The following is an 18,985-nucleotide window of genomic DNA, read 5'->3' as shown; positions in this document are numbered from 1 at the left end:
TTGGAATTGCCGTCCGTCCCCAAATCCTATAGTCGAAGTCAGCAGTTAGTTCGCCGGAGCGCTGCCCCAGTCGGCGAGAGGAATCCCGGTCTGGAATTGCCGTCCGTCCCCAAATCCTCCCTTTCCCCAATCTCCTGCCTTTTTAGGAAAATCCCCTCCAAAAATTTTCCAAAATAATCCTTGACATGAAATCCGCCTTTATGCTATCATATAGGGTGCACTATTGTGATAAAGTGTGCTTATTATAATTAATAATAGATTGACAGCAGAAGCGTACTTTATAAGCTATTGATTGTTGTAAATATGAAAACGAGAGGTGAAACGTCAATGGAGAAAAACAGAATACGTCCGATTAAAGCAGGAAAAAGCGTTCGTATGAGTTACTCGCGACAAAAGGAAGTATTAGAAATGCCGAACCTGATTGAGGTTCAGAAGAATTCTTACAACTGGTTCATCAATGAAGGGTTGAAAGAAGTATTTGCTGATATCTCTCCCATCGCGGATTACAGCGGACAGTTAAGTCTGGAATTCGTCGATTTTACATTATGCGAAAAAGACGTGAAATATTCGATAGAAGAATGTAAAGAACGAGACGCAACCTATGCCGCACCTTTAAAAGTAAGAGTGAGATTCTACAACAAAGAGGCAGTTGAAGAAGTCAAGGATTATGAGATCTTCATGGGCGATTTACCACTTATGACAGAAACAGGAACTTTCGTAATCAACGGGGCAGAACGTGTAATCGTAAGCCAGTTGGTGCGTTCTCCTGGTATCTATTATGGAATTGCACACGATAAGGTGGGTAAAACTTTATATTCCTGCACTGTAATCCCCAATCGTGGTGCATGGTTAGAATATGAAACAGACTCCAATGATGTTTTCTATGTGCGCGTGGACAGAACCAGGAAGGTTCCGGTTACCGTACTGATCCGTGCCTTAGGCATCGGCACCAATCAGGAAATCATTGATTTGTTCGGAGAAGAGCCAAAGATTGTCGCAAGCTTTGGCAAAGACGTTGCAACCAATTATCAGGAAGGTCTTTTGGAATTATATAAGAAGATCCGTCCCGGTGAGCCTCTGACTGTGGAAAGTGCAGAAAGCCTGATTAATGCAATGTTTTTTGACCCCAGACGTTATGACCTTGCAAAAGTAGGCAGATATAAATTCAATAAAAAGCTGTCTCTCCGGAACCGTATTCACGGACAGGTTCTGGCAGAGGATGCGGTGGATGTTTCTACCGGAGAGATTATTGCAGAACAGGGAACCACAGTGACCAGGGAACTGGCAGATAAGATCCAGAACGCGGCCGTTCCTTACGTGTGGATTCAGGGAGAAGAGCGCAATATCAAGGTATTGTCCAATCTGATGGTGGACGTGACCAATTATGTGGATATTGATGCCCAGGAAGCCCGTAAATTAGGAATTACAGAGCTTGTATATTATCCGGTTCTGGAGACAATATTAGAAGAGAATGAGTCTTTGGAGGAGCTTAAAAATGCGCTGCGCAGGGATGCGGCGGATTTGATTCCGAAACATATTACAAGGGAAGATATTTTAGCTTCCATTAATTATAATATGCATCTGGAATACGGACTTGGAAATGATGATGATATTGACCATTTAGGCAACCGCCGAATCCGCGCGGTAGGAGAATTGCTGCAGAATCAGTACCGTATCGGCCTTTCCAGAATGGAGAGGGTAGTCCGGGAACGTATGACTACACAGGATTTACAGGGGATTTCTCCCCAGAGTCTGATTAATATTAAGCCGGTGACTGCTGCGGTAAAAGAATTCTTCGGTTCTTCCCAGCTGTCTCAGTTTATGGATCAGAACAATCCTTTGGGAGAATTGACCCATAAGAGACGTTTGTCTGCATTGGGACCGGGAGGTCTGTCCAGAGACCGGGCCGGATTCGAGGTGCGGGACGTGCACTATTCCCATTACGGAAGAATGTGTCCCATTGAGACGCCTGAAGGACCCAACATCGGTTTGATTAACTCTCTTGCAACTTATGCAAGAATTAATGATTATGGATTTGTGGAAGCGCCTTATCGTAAGATTGACAAGTCTGATCCCAAGAACCCCAGAGTTACGGATGAAGTTGTCTATATGACGGCGGACGAGGAAGATAATTACCATGTGGCCCAGGCGAATGAAGCATTGGATGCGGAAGGGCATTTCGTAAGAAATTCCGTTTCCGGCCGCTACCGGGAAGAGACGCAGGAATACGAAAAAACCATGTTTGATTACATGGACGTTTCCCCGAAAATGGTATTTTCTGTGGCTACGGCATTGATTCCTTTCCTGGAAAATGACGATGCGAACCGTGCGCTGATGGGATCTAACATGCAGCGTCAGGCTGTTCCGCTTTTGACGACAGAGGCTCCGGCGGTGGGAACTGGAATGGAGACGAAAGCTGCCGTAGACTCTGGAGTCTGCGTGGTTGCCAAGCATTCCGGAGTGGTAGAGCGTTCTGTTTCAAATGAGATTACGATTAAAACAGAGGACGGCAAGCGGGAGGTATACAAACTGACCAAGTTCTCCCGAAGCAACCAGTCCAACTGCTACAATCAGCGTCCTATTGTATTTAAAGGCGACAAGGTAGAGGCAGGACAGGTAATTGCCGACGGCCCCTCCACCTCCAACGGAGAGCTGGCTTTGGGTAAGAATCCGCTGATCGGATTTATGACCTGGGAAGGCTACAATTACGAGGATGCCGTTCTGTTAAGTGAAAGACTGGTGCAGGAGGATGTATATACCTCTGTGCACATTGAAGAATATGAGGCGGAAGCCAGGGATACCAAACTGGGGCCGGAAGAAATTACCCGTGATGTTCCCGGCGTAGGCGACGATGCCCTGAAAGATCTGGACGAAAGAGGAATTATCCGGATTGGCGCAGAAGTCCGTGCCGGAGATATTCTGGTGGGTAAAGTAACGCCCAAGGGAGAGACAGAGCTTACCGCAGAGGAGCGTCTGCTTCGGGCGATTTTCGGCGAGAAAGCCAGAGAAGTAAGGGATACGTCCTTGAAAGTGCCCCACGGAGAATACGGAATCGTCGTAGATGCAAAGGTATTTACCAGAGAAAACGGCGACGAGCTTTCTCCGGGCGTGAATCAGGCAGTCCGCATTTACATTGCCCAGAAACGTAAGATTTCCGTAGGGGATAAAATGGCGGGACGTCATGGAAATAAGGGTGTGGTTTCCCGTGTGCTTCCAGTGGAGGATATGCCGTTCCTTCCAAACGGGCGCCCCTTAGACATTGTGCTGAATCCTCTGGGCGTGCCTTCCCGTATGAATATCGGACAGGTGTTGGAGATTCACTTGAGCCTTGCGGCAAAAGCCCTTGGATTTAACATTGCAACGCCGGTTTTTGACGGTGCAAGAGAAGATGATATTATGGATACCCTGGATTTGGCCAATGACTATGTGAACCTGTCCTGGGAAGAATTTGAAAGCAAATATAAAGAAGAGCTTCTTCCGGAAGTGATGGAATATCTCTATGAGAACCGGGATCACAGGGAAGTGTGGAAAGGAGTGCCTTTATCCAGAGACGGCAAGGTAAGGCTTCGGGACGGCAGAACGGGTGAATATTTTGACAGTCCGGTAACGATTGGCCACATGCATTATCTGAAGCTCCATCATCTGGTGGATGATAAGATACATGCCCGTTCCACAGGCCCCTATTCTCTGGTAACTCAGCAGCCTTTGGGCGGAAAAGCCCAGTTCGGCGGCCAGCGTTTCGGAGAGATGGAAGTTTGGGCTCTGGAAGCGTACGGCGCCTCCTACACCTTGCAGGAGATCCTTACCGTGAAGTCTGACGACGTGATCGGCCGTGTGAAAACTTACGAAGCGATTATCAAGGGTGACAATATTCCTGAACCGGGAATTCCGGAATCCTTTAAGGTACTTTTGAAGGAGCTGCAGTCTTTGGGACTGGATGTGAAAGTTCTGGATGAAAACAGAGAAGAAGTGGAACTGATGGAAACCAGTGAATACGGCAATACAGATTTGAATTCCATTATTGCCGGCGACCGGAATTTTGCCTTTGAAGAGGAAGAATCTTTCGGAGCAATGGGCTTCAGCAAACAGGAATTCAGCCCGGAAGAGGAAGAACTGGTGGATATCGAAGAAGATGAAGAAGAAGCATTGGAATTAGAGGACGATTTCGCCGATTTTGACGATGTTCTGGATGAATAGTCAAAGATCCTGCAGGAAAAGGAAGGGAGAGTCACATGCCGGAAACAATGAACAAAGAAAAATACCAGCCAATTACCTTTGATGCAATTAAAATTGGTCTGGCATCACCTGAAAAAATCAGAGAGTGGTCCCGGGGAGAGGTAAAAAAGCCGGAAACCATTAACTATAGAACCCTGAAACCGGAGAAGGACGGCCTGTTCTGTGAAAAGATTTTCGGGCCCAGCAAGGACTGGGAATGCCACTGCGGCAAATATAAGAAAATCCGCTATAAAGGCGTAGTCTGCGACCGGTGCGGCGTGGAAATTACCAAGGCAAGCGTCCGCAGGGAACGGATGGGACATATTGAGCTGGCTGCCCCTGTTTCCCATATCTGGTATTTCAAGGGAATCCCAAGCAGAATGGGACTGATCCTGGATTTGTCGCCCAGAACACTGGAAAAGGTACTGTATTTTGCCTCTTATATCGTGTTGGATAAAGGAAGCAGTGACTTGCAGTATAAGCAGGTTTTGTCAGAAGCAGAATACCAGGAAGCCAGAGAAAAGTATGGCAGCGATTTCAGAGTAGGCATGGGTGCAGAGTCCATTAAGGAGCTGTTGGAAGCCATTGATCTGGAAAAAGACGCCATGGAGCTGAAGGCGGCTTTGAAGGATGCAACGGGACAGAAGCGTGCCAGAATTATCAAACGCCTGGAGGTTGTGGAGGCCTTCCGGGGTTCCGGCAACCGTCCGGACTGGATGATTATGGATGTGATTCCGGTAATACCGCCGGATCTGCGTCCGATGGTACAGTTGGACGGCGGACGTTTCGCAACTTCTGACTTAAATGATTTGTACCGCCGGATTATCAACCGGAACAACCGTCTGAGAAGGCTGTTGGAGCTGGGCGCACCGGATATTATTGTAAGAAATGAAAAGCGTATGCTGCAGGAAGCGGTGGACGCGCTGATTGATAACGGCAGAAGGGGCCGTCCGGTAACCGGGCCCGGAAACCGCGCGCTGAAATCTTTGTCTGATATGTTAAAAGGTAAGTCCGGACGGTTCCGTCAGAACCTTCTGGGAAAACGTGTGGATTATTCCGGACGTTCCGTTATTGTGGTAGGGCCGGAACTGAAAATTTATCAGTGCGGGCTGCCAAAAGAAATGGCAATTGAGCTGTTCAAGCCTTTTGTGATGAAGGAACTGGTATGCAATGGAACAGCCCATAACATTAAGAGCGCAAAGAAGATGGTAGAGCGTCTCCAGTCAGAAGTCTGGGACGTTTTGGAAGAAGTAATCAAGGAGCATCCGGTAATGTTAAACCGTGCTCCCACGCTGCACAGACTTGGAATTCAGGCATTTGAGCCGATTCTGGTAGAGGGCAAGGCTATTAAGCTGCATCCTCTGGTATGTACCGCGTTTAACGCAGACTTTGACGGAGACCAGATGGCGGTTCACCTTCCGCTGTCTGTGGAAGCCCAGTCTGAGTGCCGGTTTTTGCTGCTGTCGCCCAATAACCTGCTGAAGCCTTCCGACGGCGGGCCGGTGGCAGTGCCTTCTCAGGATATGGTGCTGGGAATTTATTATCTGACCCAGGAACGGCCGGGGGCAAAAGGCGAAGGGAAATTTTTCAAGAATGTAAACGAGGCAATTCTGGCTTATGAGAATGATGCCTTGACGCTGCATTCCAGAATTACTGTACGTGTGGCAAAGACAATGCCGGGAGGAGAAGAAGTAACCGGCAATGTGGGATCCACCCTGGGACGTTTTATTTTCAATGAGATACTTCCCCAGGATTTGGGATTCGTGGACAGAAGCAATCCGGAAAACATCCTGAAACTGGAAATTGATTTCCATGTGGGCAAAAAAGGCTTAAAGCAGATTTTGGAAAAAGTAATCAACATTCACGGAGCCACCATAACGGCGGAAGTGCTGGATGATATTAAGTCCATGGGATATAAATACTCCACCAGGGCGGCCATGACCGTTTCCATTTCTGATATGACAGTGCCGGAGAAGAAGCCTGCGCTGATTAAAAATGCCCAGGATACGGTGGATAAGATTACCAGGAACTATAAACGCGGTCTGATTACTGAAGAAGAGCGTTACAAAGAGGTTGTTGAAACCTGGAAAGAAACAGACGATATTCTGACCAAAGAGCTGTTGGACGGTCTGGATAAATACAATAATATTTATATGATGGCGGATTCCGGAGCCCGCGGTTCTGACAAACAGATTAAACAGCTGGCGGGAATGCGCGGACTGATGGCAGATACCACAGGACGTACCATTGAGCTGCCCATCAAATCTAATTTCCGTGAGGGATTAGACGTTTTGGAATATTTTATGTCTGCCCACGGTGCACGGAAAGGTCTGTCCGATACGGCGCTGCGTACGGCAGACTCCGGATATCTGACCAGACGTTTGGTAGACGTATCCCAGGAGTTGATTATCCGGGATATTGACTGCTGCGAAGGAAAAGAAGCGCCGGGCATGTCTGTGAAGGCGTTTATGGACGGAAAAGAAGAGATCGAGAGCCTTCAGGAGCGTATTACCGGAAGGTTTGTATGTGAAGATATTTGCGATGCGGAGGGCAATGTCTTAGTGAAGGCAAACCATATGGTGACGCCCAAGCGGGCAGCCCTTGTGATGAGCAAAGGCGTGAATAAGCAGGGAGAACCTCTGGACAAAGTGAAAATCCGTACAGTCCTTACCTGCCGTTCCCATAACGGCATCTGCGCGAAATGCTACGGCGCCAATATGGCCACAGGCCAGGCAGTGCAGGTGGGAGAGTCCGTAGGAATTATTGCGGCGCAGTCCATCGGCGAGCCGGGTACACAGCTTACCATGCGTACCTTCCATACCGGCGGCGTTGCCGGAAACGACATCACGCAGGGTCTTCCCCGTGTGGAGGAGCTGTTTGAGGCGCGTAAGCCCAAGGGACTTGCGATTATCACAGAATTTGCCGGAGTTGCCACCATTAAGGATACGAAGAAAAAGCGTGAAATTATCGTGACCAACGATGAAACCGGAGAAACCAAGGCATACCTGATTCCGTATGGCTCCAGAATCAAGATTATGGACGGAGCAGTGTTAGAGGCCGGCGACGAACTGACAGAAGGTAGTGTGAACCCCCACGACATTCTGAAAATCAAAGGCGTCCGCGCCGTTCAGGATTATATGATTCAGGAAGTGCAGCGTGTATACCGTCTGCAGGGTGTGGAAATCAATGACAAGCATATCGAAGTGATTGTGCGTCAGATGTTAAAGAAAATCCGTATTGAGAATAACGGAGATTCTGAGTTCCTGCCGGGAACGTTAGTGGATATTCTGGAATATGAAGACACCAATGAAAGACTGGAAGAAGAAGGCAAAGAGCCTGCAGAGGGCAAACAGGTAATGCTGGGTATTACCAAGGCGTCCCTGGCCACCAATTCTTTCCTGTCTGCGGCGTCCTTCCAGGAAACCACCAAGGTACTGACAGAGGCAGCCATTAAGGGCAAGGTTGACCCGCTGATCGGCCTGAAAGAAAATGTAATTATCGGTAAACTGATTCCTGCCGGAACCGGTATGAAACGTTACCGTGACATTAAGCTCTCCACAGACGCAAATGAAATGGATGATATTTTCTTTGAAGAAGAAATGCTGGATTTCAGTTATAATCCGGGAGAGGACGAAGAACTGGACGAAGAGCTGGAGGAAGAATTGGAAGCCTTTGAAAAGGAATTCGGAGAATCTTTGGAAGATGAGGCAGTACTGGAAACAGAATAGAATATAACGCGCTGCGCCCGCCGGGAATCCATCAGCATTGGTTGCTGGCTGATTTCCCGGCGGGCGGTGTTTCGGGAGCTGTCAGCTTATGGCGGCTCCTTTTTAAACCGGCAGAAAACGGGTTTACCGGAAGATTCTGACAGAATTGTGAATAAGAAGCTAAAATTTGGGGAAAATTAGAAAAAGTCCTTGACACGGCGATTTTATCTTTATATAATGTCATAGTGTGCATGGGATCATGCACTTATATTTTGAATTTTTACAGGAGGTGAAAAGAATGCCAACATTTAACCAGTTAGTAAGAAAGGGAAGACAGACATCTGAGAAGAAATCTACAGCACCGGCTTTGCAGAAAGGATACAATTCCTTGAGGAAACGCCCGACCAATACTTCTGCACCCCAGAAGAGAGGTGTTTGTACTGCAGTTAAGACTGCAACTCCTAAGAAACCTAACTCTGCTCTTCGTAAAATCGCCAGAGTACGTCTCTCCAACGGAATTGAGGTAACAAGCTATATTCCGGGAGAAGGACACAATCTGCAGGAGCACAGCGTTGTTCTGATCAGAGGCGGAAGGGTAAAAGACTTGCCTGGTACCAGATACCATATCATCCGCGGAACATTGGATACCGCAGGCGTAGCAAACAGACGGCAGGCACGTTCCAAATATGGTGCAAAGAGGCCGAAAGACGCTAAAAAATAATTGGCAGACAATAGTATCACGAAATGGTTAGTGTTGGAAAGCGCGACAGCGTACATTCTTTTTGACGCATAGTGCAGAAAGCTCGGGGCTTTCTATAGATAAAGATTTTCCGCACGAACACAGAAACAGTGAGTACCGTTGAATTAATCGAAAAGATCAGAAAATGATTAAGGAGGGAAGCGACGTGCCACGTAAAGGACATACTCAGAAGAGAGACGTTTTAGCAGATCCGCTGTACAATAATAAAGTGGTTACCAAACTTATCAATAATATTATGTTAGATGGTAAGAAAGGCGTAGCTCAGAAAATTGTATACGGAGCATTTAACAGAGTTGCAGAAAAGACCGATAAGCCGGCAATCGAGGTATTTGAAGAGGCTATGAACAATATCATGCCCGTACTGGAAGTGAAGGCAAGACGTATCGGAGGAGCGACCTATCAGGTGCCTATCGAGGTAAGACCTGACAGGCGTCAGGCTTTGGCTCTCCGCTGGCTCACCCTTTTTTCACGTAAAAGAGGCGAAAAGACCATGGAAGAGAGACTGGCAAATGAAATTATGGATGCAGCCAACAATACAGGCGCATCTGTAAAGAAGAAAGAAGATATGCATAAGATGGCAGAGGCAAACAAGGCTTTTGCGCATTATCGTTTTTAACATTTTTAGGAGGAAAAAACCTTGGCTGGAAGAGAATATCCATTAGAGAGAACCAGAAACATTGGTATTATGGCTCATATCGATGCAGGTAAGACCACCACGACAGAGCGTATTCTTTACTATACCGGTGTTAACTATAAGATTGGTGATACTCATGAAGGCACTGCGACCATGGACTGGATGGAGCAGGAGCAGGAGAGAGGAATTACCATCACTTCAGCCGCTACAACATGTCACTGGACATTGCAGGAAAACTGCAAACCCAAAGAGGGTGCGTTAGAGCACCGTATCAATATTATTGATACTCCGGGACACGTTGACTTTACTGTTGAAGTGGAACGTTCACTCCGTGTATTGGATGGCGCCGTAGGCGTTTTCTGTGCAAAAGGCGGGGTAGAGCCTCAGTCTGAAAACGTATGGCGTCAGGCCGACACCTATAACGTACCGAGAATGGCATTTATCAATAAAATGGACATTCTGGGTGCGGATTTTTACGGTGCAGTGGAGCAGATTAAGAAACGTTTGGGCAAGAATGCAATTTGCGTTCAGCTGCCCATTGGCAAGGAAGATGATTTCAAGGGAATCATTGACTTGTTTGAAATGAAAGCTTACATCTACAATGATGATAAAGGCGACGATATTTCGATTGTTGAAATTCCGGACGACATGAAGGACGATGCAGAGCTGTATCGTACAGAGCTGGTAGAGAAAGTATGCGAACTGGATGACGATTTGATGATGGAGTACCTGGAAGGGGAAGAACCGTCTGTGGAAGCCATGAAAGCTGCTTTAAGAAAAGGAACCTGCGAGTGTGCGGCTGTTCCTGTATGCTGCGGTACTGCTTACCGGAATAAGGGCGTTCAGAAACTGCTGGATGCAGTCATCGAATATATGCCGTCTCCGGTAGATATCCCTGCTATTAAGGGAACAGACATGGAAGGCAATGAAGTGGAGAGACATTCTTCTGACGAAGAACCGTTCTCAGCGCTGGCATTTAAGATTATGACAGACCCATTCGTTGGGAAACTGGCATTCTTCCGTGTATATTCCGGTACTATGAACTCTGGTTCCTATGTACTGAACGCAACCAAAGATAAAAAAGAGCGTGTGGGACGTATCCTTCAGATGCATGCCAACAAGAGAGCGGAGCTGGATAAAGTTTACTCCGGAGATATTGCGGCAGCAGTAGGATTTAAGTTTACCGCAACAGGAGATACCATTTGTGATGAACAGCACCCGGTAATTCTGGAGTCCATGGAGTTCCCGGAACCGGTTATTGAGCTTGCAATTGAGCCAAAGACAAAAGCAGGTCAGGGCAAAATGGGTGAAGCTCTTGCAAAACTTGCAGAAGAAGACCCGACCTTCCGTGCGCATACCAATGCAGAGACAGGACAGACAATTATTGCCGGCATGGGCGAGCTCCATCTGGAAATTATTGTAGACCGTCTGCTCCGTGAATTCAAAGTGGAAGCAAACGTAGGCGCGCCTCAGGTTGCTTATAAAGAGACATTTACCAAACCCATTGATCAGGAATATAAATATGCAAAACAGTCCGGAGGACGCGGACAGTATGGACATTGTAAAGTCAGATTTGAGCCGATGGATGCCAACGGCGAAGAGCTGTTCAAATTTGATTCCGAGGTTGTGGGCGGTGCGATTCCCAAGGAATACATCCCGGCAGTCGGGGAAGGTATTGAGGAAGCTACCAAAGCCGGTATTCTGGCAGGCTTCCCGGTTGTGGGCGTTCACGCTACCGTGTATGACGGTTCCTACCATGAAGTAGACTCTTCCGAAATGGCTTTCCACATTGCAGGTTCCATGGCATTCAAGGAAGCAATGAAGAAGGCAACTCCGGTATTGTTAGAGCCGATTATGAAGGTGGAAGTAACTATGCCGGAAGAATATATGGGAGATGTTATCGGTGACATCAATTCCCGCCGCGGACGTATCGAAGGTATGGATGACCTGGGCGGCGGCAAGATTGTGCGGGCGTTCGTGCCTCTTGCAGAAATGTTCGGTTATTCCACAGATTTACGTTCCAGAACACAGGGACGCGGAAACTACTCCATGTTCTTTGAAAAATATGAGCAGGTTCCGAAAAATGTTCAGGAAAAAGTTATTACTGCCAAAGGCTAGGAAAGTGCAGAAAACACTTGAAAATCCAATGATTATCGAATATAATCATAGGTAGCTGATTCTAAAGCAACCATTTCTGCAGTTGGGCGGAAATGGCCGTATCCAACAATCATTTCCGTATCAGTGCGGGAATGGCTGCATCTAATAAGACAGCCCAGGAGGGCAGAAAATTAAGGAGGACGTTACAAAATGGCTAAAGCTAAATTTGAAAGAAACAAACCACATTGCAATATCGGAACCATTGGTCACGTTGACCATGGCAAGACCACTTTAACAGCAGCAATTACCAAAGTATTATCTGAAAGAGTTGCTGGAAACGAAGCTACTGATTTCGAGAACATCGACAAAGCTCCGGAAGAAAGAGAAAGAGGTATCACCATCTCTACCGCTCACGTTGAGTATGAGACAGACAACAGACATTACGCACACGTTGACTGCCCGGGCCATGCTGACTATGTAAAGAACATGATCACTGGCGCTGCTCAGATGGACGGCGCTATCCTTGTAGTAGCTGCTACAGACGGAGTTATGGCTCAGACCAAAGAGCATATCCTTCTGTCCCGTCAGGTAGGCGTACCTTACATCGTTGTATTCATGAACAAATGTGACATGGTTGACGACGAAGAGCTGCTTGAATTAGTAGAAATGGAAATTACTGAAATTCTGGAAGAGTATGAATTCACAGACTGCCCAATTATCAAAGGTTCTGCTTTGAAAGCTCTGGAAGATCCAAGCGGAGAATGGGGCGACAAGGTTATGGAACTGATGGCAGCAGTTGACGAGCATATTCCAGATCCTCAGCGTGCAACAGATCAGCCGTTCCTGATGCCTATTGAGGATATCTTCACAATTACAGGACGTGGAACCGTTGCTACCGGTAGAGTAGAGCGTGGTGTTCTGCATGTAAACGAAGAAGTTGAAATCGTTGGTATCAAAGAAGAGACCAAGAAAACGGTTGTAACCGGTATCGAAATGTTCCGTAAACTGTTAGACGAGGCTCAGGCTGGTGACAACATCGGCGCGCTGCTTCGTGGTATTCAGAGAACTGAAATCGAAAGAGGACAGGTTCTTGCAAAACCCGGTACAGTAACATGCCATACAAAGTTTACCGCTCAGGTTTACGTTTTGACAAAAGATGAAGGTGGACGTCATACTCCGTTCTTCAACAACTACAGACCTCAGTTCTATTTCAGAACAACTGACGTAACAGGCGTTTGCAACCTGCCGGAAGGTACAGAAATGTGCATGCCTGGTGATAACGTAGAGATGAGCATCGAATTGATTCATCCCATCGCTATGGAGCAGGGTCTTACATTTGCTATCCGTGAGGGTGGTAGAACAGTTGGATCTGGCCGTGTGGCTACGATTGTTGAATAATCAGTAAAGAGTTAGATTTTATGGGGCTTTCCGAGAAATCGGGAAGCCCTTTTTTGAAACTTTGCAACAATGAAAAAGTGGAAAGCGGTGTCAAAATGGTGCCGTAAAGAGAAAATTTTATGAAATATAGCAGTTCATTATGGAAAATTCTTTGACATATCCATGGTATAGTATTAATATGATTATAGAAAAGGTGCTGCCGATAGATGGTAGCTAGTATATAAGTGAAACAAAAATTGCCGCTTAGTTTACCAGACAGGGCGGCTATTTTTGTGATTTATTGTTTCCGATGGTATATCCAAGTCCGAAAGAGGTCAAGCATAAGCTAATTACTGCAATCCTCCGCGGCCTGAATCTATCAGAATAGAACATGCCGTGGCAACAGCTGTGCCCTGATTTTTTATAGCAAATTGTATAAAAATATGCTATGCTTAGAACAATAAATCCTGATTTGTTAAGTGAGTAAATTACTGAGAAACAGGTTTTTAATAAAATCGAAGATTGTAAGGTGGAATGATTGAAATGACAGAGGTTAAGTTTTATGAAAATATAGCGGATGAACTGCTTAAATTTGCAGTGATTTTTGCTAAAACTCAAAATAAATATGTATTTTGTAAACACAGGGACAGAGATAGTTGGGAAGTGCCCGGAGGTCATCGGGAAAATGGGGAAAATATAATGGAAACAGCAAAAAGGGAGTTATATGAGGAAACAGGGGCTTTGAAATTTGATATAGAACCCATTTGTATATATTCCGTTACAACACCTGATAATTTGAATCATAAAAAAGAATCTTTTGGAATGTTCTTCTTTGCTGATATCAAATGTTTTGAGACAGAGTTACATAGCGAAATTGAAAAAATCATAATAACAGATAAATTTCCAGAGAGATGGACATACCCCTACATTCAGCCTCGTTTGATTGAAGAATTAAAGAAACGGGGGTATCTATAAAATGAATGAAACCGCCTAATACAATATATGCTGGCTAAATTAATATATGTGAATAGAATGTTTGTTAAAAATTCCTTCAGCGATATAAAAGACATGGTGATAGCACCGTGTAATGTGGATGAATAAGGAGAAAATCGGTGTTTAGTAAACAAAAAGATATATAGTTACTTTTTGCTCTGCATTCGGGAAAGATTTTTGGAATGTTTTTGACAATTATTTTGAGCGGCTACAGCAAGTTGGCGGACTTATTAAAAAAGAAATTGGGGAAAATAGAATATTTTGATTGTGTGACTTTTGAAACGCAAGGATTATGGAGAGAAAATATGGAATATGTAACAGCGACTTCTGACATGGTGAATGCAATTTACAATGTTTTACATACAACGATTAAAACGATATATGCAAAGTATTATCCCAAAGGGGTAGTGGATTTCTTTTGCCAACATCATAGTAAAGAACATATTTTAGATGGTATAGCATCTGGGAAGATGGGGGTTTTAGTCGAGAATAGTGTGATTGTAGGAACAGGCTGCTTTGAAGATAATCACATTACAGGGGTATATGTGCTGCCTATTTATCAGAAGCAGGGCTTCGGATCGTATATTATGGATTATCTGGAAACTGAAATTTCAAAAAAATATGATGTGGCTGTTTTAGACGCTTCACTTTCGGCAGTGTTTTTATATGAACACAGAGGTTATAAAACAGTGGGGCATGGAATTTATGAGTTAGAAAATGATGTAAAGCTGGTTTATGAAGTCATGGAGAAAAAACTTACAAATTAGTTGGCTTCAACGCATATGAAAGGCTTTCAAGTACACTCTAAGACTACAGCGAACAATATAAAACGTTCGCTGTAGTACTAAGGCAGAGAACAAATGAATACTTTTTCGCCTGTACAGCAATTTTAATTCTGTATTCGGAACCTTAACCCTGCACCAGCTTCAGCACGGTCTGGTTTGCCATGTTTGCCTGAGCCATGACAGCCAAATTTGCCTGTTCAAGAATTTGGCTGCGTGAAAACGCCACCATCTCATCGGCCATGTCGGCGTCTGCAAGTTTGCTTTCAGATGCTGATACGTTCTCACCTGTAATGGCATTGGCATTATACAGATGCTCCAGGGCATTCTGATAGCTGCCGTAGCGGCTTCTTTGCTTGGAAACATAACTGATGGCCTGATCGCACAATGAGATTACATCTTCCGCAGAGCTATGGCTCATCACATTCAAAGCCGCATTTTTGCCGAAAACGGCTGCAGTACGCATATCGGCATAATCAATTCGAAAGGAGTTCCCGCTGTATGCGCCCACCTGCAGATAAATAAAGCCGTTTTTGACTGACAGAGCACCGCCGCCTGTCCCGCCGCCTGAGGACGGCGCGTTTCCGCCTGTCTGTCCATCCAGTTTGAGAAACCATGCATCGCTGTTTCCTTTGTTTTTGTCTGTAAGATCCCCGTTGTTGGAGCTGCTGTTGCCGCCTAACAGAATATCGCCGTTTCCGGCTTCAAAGATAAAGCTGAAAGAGTCGTTTCCGCTTCCGCCATGCACTTCATCCCAAATAATGTCACCGGAGTCCTTGTCAATCATAAATACCCATGCATTGTCACCGGAATACCCGGGCTTTTGGGTTACGTCTCTGTCCATTGCGCCTACTTTTCCGGCAATGACAAAGCCGTTTTCCGTTTCAACAACGCAGCTGCCGGTATCGTCTTTGCTGCTTCCGTATGATCTGCTCCAGATAGGAGTCAGGTTTTTGTCCAGCTTCATCACCCAGATATTCTTACCGTTTGTCTCGTCCGTGGAGGGTTCGTCTGTTCCGACGGTATCTGAAATTCCGGCTGTTCCCACCACAATATACTCTCCGGCAGCGGTTTCTATAATTTGACTGATATTTTCTCCGCTGTTGTGATAGACGCCGGGGGCAGGACTGTCTCCGAACCGCAATATCTTTTCCACATCTCCATTTTTATCAAATTTTGTGATAAAAGCACTGTGGCTGCCGCTTCCAATGATGTCTGCCGGCGGCCTGATGACGGTGCCATCGTTATTGCTCTGTTTGAAATCTGTCGTGAGCGTATAATTTCCGCCGATGTATCCGCCGTCTGATGTAGGATAAAGCCGGGAAATTTGTTCATTGGAATCGCCGCCTACCCGATATGCCTTTTTCTCAAAAGCATCATAGTCGTCATTTGGGTTGACTGCAGGGTCAATCACCAGCATGATTGCGTCCCGGCCGCCCAGAGCCGCTCCGCCTAAAGGATTGCCTCTTCCATCCTTTAGGCCGTTTCCGTCAAATGACTGAATGGAGAGAAAGACATGACCGCTGCCGTCCTGCATAAGAAATGCATTGTTGACGTTGTTATCTGTGCCGGTGCATTGAAACTGGTACGTCCATGAAATATTTCCATCTGCATCCAGCTTTGTCAGAAGGGGCTTCCCACCGGTGTTTCCTACTGCCAGATATCCGCCGTCTGCTGTGGCAGTGATGGAAGAAAGGGTTCCTGTTCCGGCCTTGCCTACCGTTGTCGTCCAAAGAACCTCCCCGTCCGTCCCCACCTTGGTGATCCATCCGCTGCGCTGCCCTGCCGCGGTATTGCATCCATCCAAATCCTGATCAGTGCTGTTCGTGCTTCCGCAGAAAACAATGGTGCCATCGGGGTTATGGATGGCGCTGTTCATATAGTCATCTCCAGAACCGCCGTAAGTGGTGCGGTTTGAGAGTGAATCAGAAATGATGTTGTCTAACCCGGAGTTCCCGCCGCCAGCGCCTCCGCCAACGCTGCCGGCGGTTTCTCCACAGAGCATATGGTGTCCGTTGAAAGAGGTGCCATATGCGATTTTGTTAATTTCTACAGAGAGAGCATCAATTTCCCGTTGAATTGCAGTCCGGTCTCCCGCTGTATTGGTATCACTTGCGGCCTGAACCGACAATTCGCGAATCCGTTGGAGAATTTCGTGCACCTCCTGCATTCCGCTTTCACCGACTTTTACAAAATTCACGCCGTCTTGTATATTCTCATTTGCCTGAGATAAGCCGCGGATCTGCGCACGCATTTTCTGTGAGATAGAAAGCCCGGCCGCATCGTCTGCCGCACGGTTGATGCGATAGCCGCTGGCGAAACGTTCGGATGTTTTAGCTTTGCGGGAAGTGGTAATCTTTGATTGGCGGAAAGCTCCCATGCTGGCTAGATTATGTTGAATAATCATGGCATTTTCTCCTTTTAGAGTTATTTGTCATAGGCGTACCTTTGGACTATTTTCTTATTATTTAATTATATCAAAAAATGTTGGGAAATCAATAAACTGCCCCAAATAATTAGAATAAACTTATAAAAGGTAATAAATCACGCTTCATTTGCCGATAGAATAGAAAAGGCAGTTTATGCCGGAAAAGGATTTCAAATTAAGTTCAAGGAGGACAAACATATGGTACAGGTAGGCGCATATCAGCAGGTTAATAATTATTATAACACGCCCAAAGCAGATCAGAGAATAAAACAGCAGACAGAGAAAACTCAGGCGGGGTATGTGGATAAGAAGAAAGAATCAGGTCTTTCCCGTCAGGCCCAGGATGTGTTGAAGCAGCTCAGAAGCAAATACAAAGACATGGACTTCATGGTGATGAACAAAGGCGACGATGCCAAAAAGATGCTGTCTAAGGGAACCAAAGAGTTTTCAGTTCTTTTTTCCAGTGATGAACTGGAGAAGATGGCTTCCGATGATAAATACATGGAAGAGAAAATCAAAGACATGGAAGGCGCTGTGCGCATGTCCAAAGAGATTAACCAGAAGTTTGGATACGAGCAGGCATTGGGCGCAGCCGGAACGAAAGATACGGAGATCACCAGAATAGGAATTGAATTCCGTGACGATGGCTCCACCAGTTTTTTTGCAGAACTGGAGAAATCAAGCGCCAAGCAGAAAGAGCGGATTGAGGAAGCCAGAGACGCAAAGCGCACAGAGAACCGTAACGATATCTATTCTAAGAATAACAAAACGGTAAAACGCACCACCGTCCAGGCAGACAGTATGGAGGCGCTTTTGGAGAAAATCAAAAAAGTTAACTGGGAAGATATCAGAGCAGAGAAAGTGCCGGGAGTTGGCGGAAAATACGATTTCAGCATTTAGAGCGGCTGATGCAGATGGAGGAAATCAAACTAACGTCTGTTTTTGAAAGAGATCAAAATGACATATTTTTAGTAAAAAAAGAGCTTTTCGGGGAACCGGAAGGCTTTTTTGGGGTAAAAAATACGGAAACAATGCAGGCATCGTCTCCGCGGAAAAAACCAAAGTTTTTTTGTTCATCAATAGTATTATATGCATTCACCGAAAAAAATGCAAGAATTATTTACGATATTTGTTACAGAAATAATTTACAATTTTTGAAGTGAATTTATAACTTTCTACAATGGAGTTATTTTTTAAGAAATATTCTTTGTGTTTTAGCATACGTTCATTAAAAAGCCAGTGTAAGTTATTAATTCCTGATTGTTTGATTCCAGTGCTTTTAATCAGTTTGACAAAAACAAAAACCAAAATAACGAAATCATGAATTACAGGATTTGTCATCCATTTATCTTTGGCATTTTGTGAAATGGTTTTTATCTTTGAAATTTCAAACTGTATTTCTTTTGTTTTATGTATTGTAACATGATAGGGGGCTTTCAGGCTGTTCAGCAGGCAATTATTATGGGCTGCAGCATTTCGCAGAAATTTAATTGACCATAAGTAACTGCTGAAATTGTTACGGTTAGAATGATAGGTTGAATAATAAAGTTGGTATAAGTCTATAAATTCTCCAAATGATAAAATTTCTACAATTTCCCATAAGGCGTAATTATCGTCATCATTAAGTTTCTTTTGAATTAAATCACTGGCAGCTGATGTTCCCACTTTGTCATGGAGCGACTTTAAGCGTCTATAGTCTGCCGTAAGATATAGTTTTGCAATATGATATCCATCATCTGCTTCATTTTGACTTAAGTCATATAATAACTGTGTTTTCAATGTGTGTTCAATATCAAGTGCCATGGAAATAATGCTTTTTCTTAAATACATGTCCAATATGGAAAGTTCTTGAAGATAAGAAAAATCAAAATAAAAATAACGTAGCACATATAAAAACAAAAATCAATATGTTTATGACAAGAAAGCTGTAAGAACGGCTCGGCAGTTTTTGCAGAAATCGAAAAATTTGATTCCGTGAAAAGGGAAAAGAAC

11 protein-coding genes are annotated in these 18,985 nt (G+C 45.2%); 9 read left to right on the top strand and 2 right to left on the bottom strand.

The features are described 5' to 3' along the window. Positions 1-327 precede the first annotated feature (327 nt). From rpoB to ACTO17_RS14680, 8 genes are all read left to right on the top strand, one after another. Entirely contained in the window at positions 328-4,197 is a 3,870-nt protein-coding gene (rpoB, locus tag ACTO17_RS14715; RefSeq protein ID WP_172536999.1) for a DNA-directed RNA polymerase subunit beta, read from the top strand. Between the two features lie 35 nt (positions 4,198-4,232). Then, positions 4,233-7,943, top strand: a complete 3,711-nt coding sequence (gene rpoC / locus ACTO17_RS14710) for a DNA-directed RNA polymerase subunit beta' (RefSeq protein ID WP_482558457.1) — start codon at positions 4,233-4,235, stop codon at positions 7,941-7,943. 277 nt (positions 7,944-8,220) lie between these two features. Continuing rightward, positions 8,221-8,643: a 30S ribosomal protein S12 gene (gene rpsL / locus ACTO17_RS14705; RefSeq protein ID WP_172535412.1), complete on the top strand. Its 423-nt coding sequence runs from the start codon at positions 8,221-8,223 to the stop codon at positions 8,641-8,643. Between the two features lie 184 nt (positions 8,644-8,827). Beyond that, complete coding sequence (gene rpsG, locus ACTO17_RS14700) at positions 8,828-9,298, top strand: 30S ribosomal protein S7 (RefSeq protein ID WP_482558456.1); 471 nt, start codon at positions 8,828-8,830, stop codon at positions 9,296-9,298. 21 nt (positions 9,299-9,319) lie between these two features. Further along, complete coding sequence (gene fusA / locus ACTO17_RS14695; RefSeq protein ID WP_172535410.1) at positions 9,320-11,434, top strand: elongation factor G; 2,115 nt, start codon at positions 9,320-9,322, stop codon at positions 11,432-11,434. Between the two features lie 189 nt (positions 11,435-11,623). Further along, the gene (gene tuf / locus ACTO17_RS14690; protein WP_016216238.1) at positions 11,624-12,811 is read left to right on the top strand and encodes an elongation factor Tu; all 1,188 of its coding nucleotides are present in this window, start codon (positions 11,624-11,626) and stop codon (positions 12,809-12,811) included. 513 nt (positions 12,812-13,324) lie between these two features. Next, the gene (locus tag ACTO17_RS14685) at positions 13,325-13,765 is read left to right on the top strand and encodes an NUDIX hydrolase (RefSeq protein ID WP_482558455.1); all 441 of its coding nucleotides are present in this window, start codon (positions 13,325-13,327) and stop codon (positions 13,763-13,765) included. A 200-nt stretch (positions 13,766-13,965) separates the two neighbouring features. Continuing rightward, complete coding sequence (locus ACTO17_RS14680) at positions 13,966-14,550, top strand: GNAT family N-acetyltransferase (RefSeq protein ID WP_482558454.1); 585 nt, start codon at positions 13,966-13,968, stop codon at positions 14,548-14,550. 142 nt (positions 14,551-14,692) lie between these two features. Here the strand turns inward: ACTO17_RS14680 and ACTO17_RS14675 are convergent, their stop codons facing one another. Beyond that, complete coding sequence (locus tag ACTO17_RS14675) at positions 14,693-16,972, bottom strand: flagellin N-terminal helical domain-containing protein (RefSeq protein WP_482558453.1); 2,280 nt, start codon at positions 16,970-16,972, stop codon at positions 14,693-14,695. A 219-nt stretch (positions 16,973-17,191) separates the two neighbouring features. Here ACTO17_RS14675 and ACTO17_RS14670 point away from each other — a divergent pair, with 219 nt between their 5' ends. Continuing rightward, entirely contained in the window at positions 17,192-17,893 is a 702-nt protein-coding gene (locus tag ACTO17_RS14670; RefSeq protein WP_482558452.1) for a DUF6033 family protein, read from the top strand. Positions 17,894-18,109: 216 nt separating this feature from the next. Here ACTO17_RS14670 and ACTO17_RS14665 read toward each other — a convergent pair whose 3' ends face one another. Beyond that, positions 18,110-18,880 carry an Abi family protein gene (locus ACTO17_RS14665; protein WP_482558459.1) on the bottom strand — a complete coding sequence of 257 codons (771 nt, stop codon included), beginning with the start codon at positions 18,878-18,880 and terminating at the stop codon, positions 18,110-18,112. Positions 18,881-18,985 lie beyond the last annotated feature (105 nt).

Source organism: Petralouisia sp. (genome assembly GCF_056822245.1).
Note: the sequence above shows the minus strand (reverse complement) of the source record. Positions and strands in the feature narration are given on the sequence as shown.

Excerpts from the sequence above, each read along its gene's own strand:
- ACTO17_RS14670 (WP_482558452.1), top strand. The coding sequence starts at position 17,192 with ATGGTACAGGTAGGCGCATATCAGCAGGTTAATAATTATTATAACACG.
- rpsL (WP_172535412.1), top strand. The coding sequence starts at position 8,221 with ATGCCAACATTTAACCAGTTAGTAAGAAAGGGAAGACAGACATCTGAG.
- ACTO17_RS14685 (WP_482558455.1), top strand. The coding sequence starts at position 13,325 with ATGATTGAAATGACAGAGGTTAAGTTTTATGAAAATATAGCGGATGAA.
- rpoB (WP_172536999.1), top strand. The coding sequence starts at position 328 with ATGGAGAAAAACAGAATACGTCCGATTAAAGCAGGAAAAAGCGTTCGT.
- tuf (WP_016216238.1), top strand. The coding sequence starts at position 11,624 with ATGGCTAAAGCTAAATTTGAAAGAAACAAACCACATTGCAATATCGGA.
- ACTO17_RS14680 (WP_482558454.1), top strand. The coding sequence starts at position 13,966 with ATGTTTTTGACAATTATTTTGAGCGGCTACAGCAAGTTGGCGGACTTA.
- rpoC (WP_482558457.1), top strand. The coding sequence starts at position 4,233 with ATGCCGGAAACAATGAACAAAGAAAAATACCAGCCAATTACCTTTGAT.
- ACTO17_RS14675 (WP_482558453.1), bottom strand. The coding sequence starts at position 16,972 with ATGATTATTCAACATAATCTAGCCAGCATGGGAGCTTTCCGCCAATCA.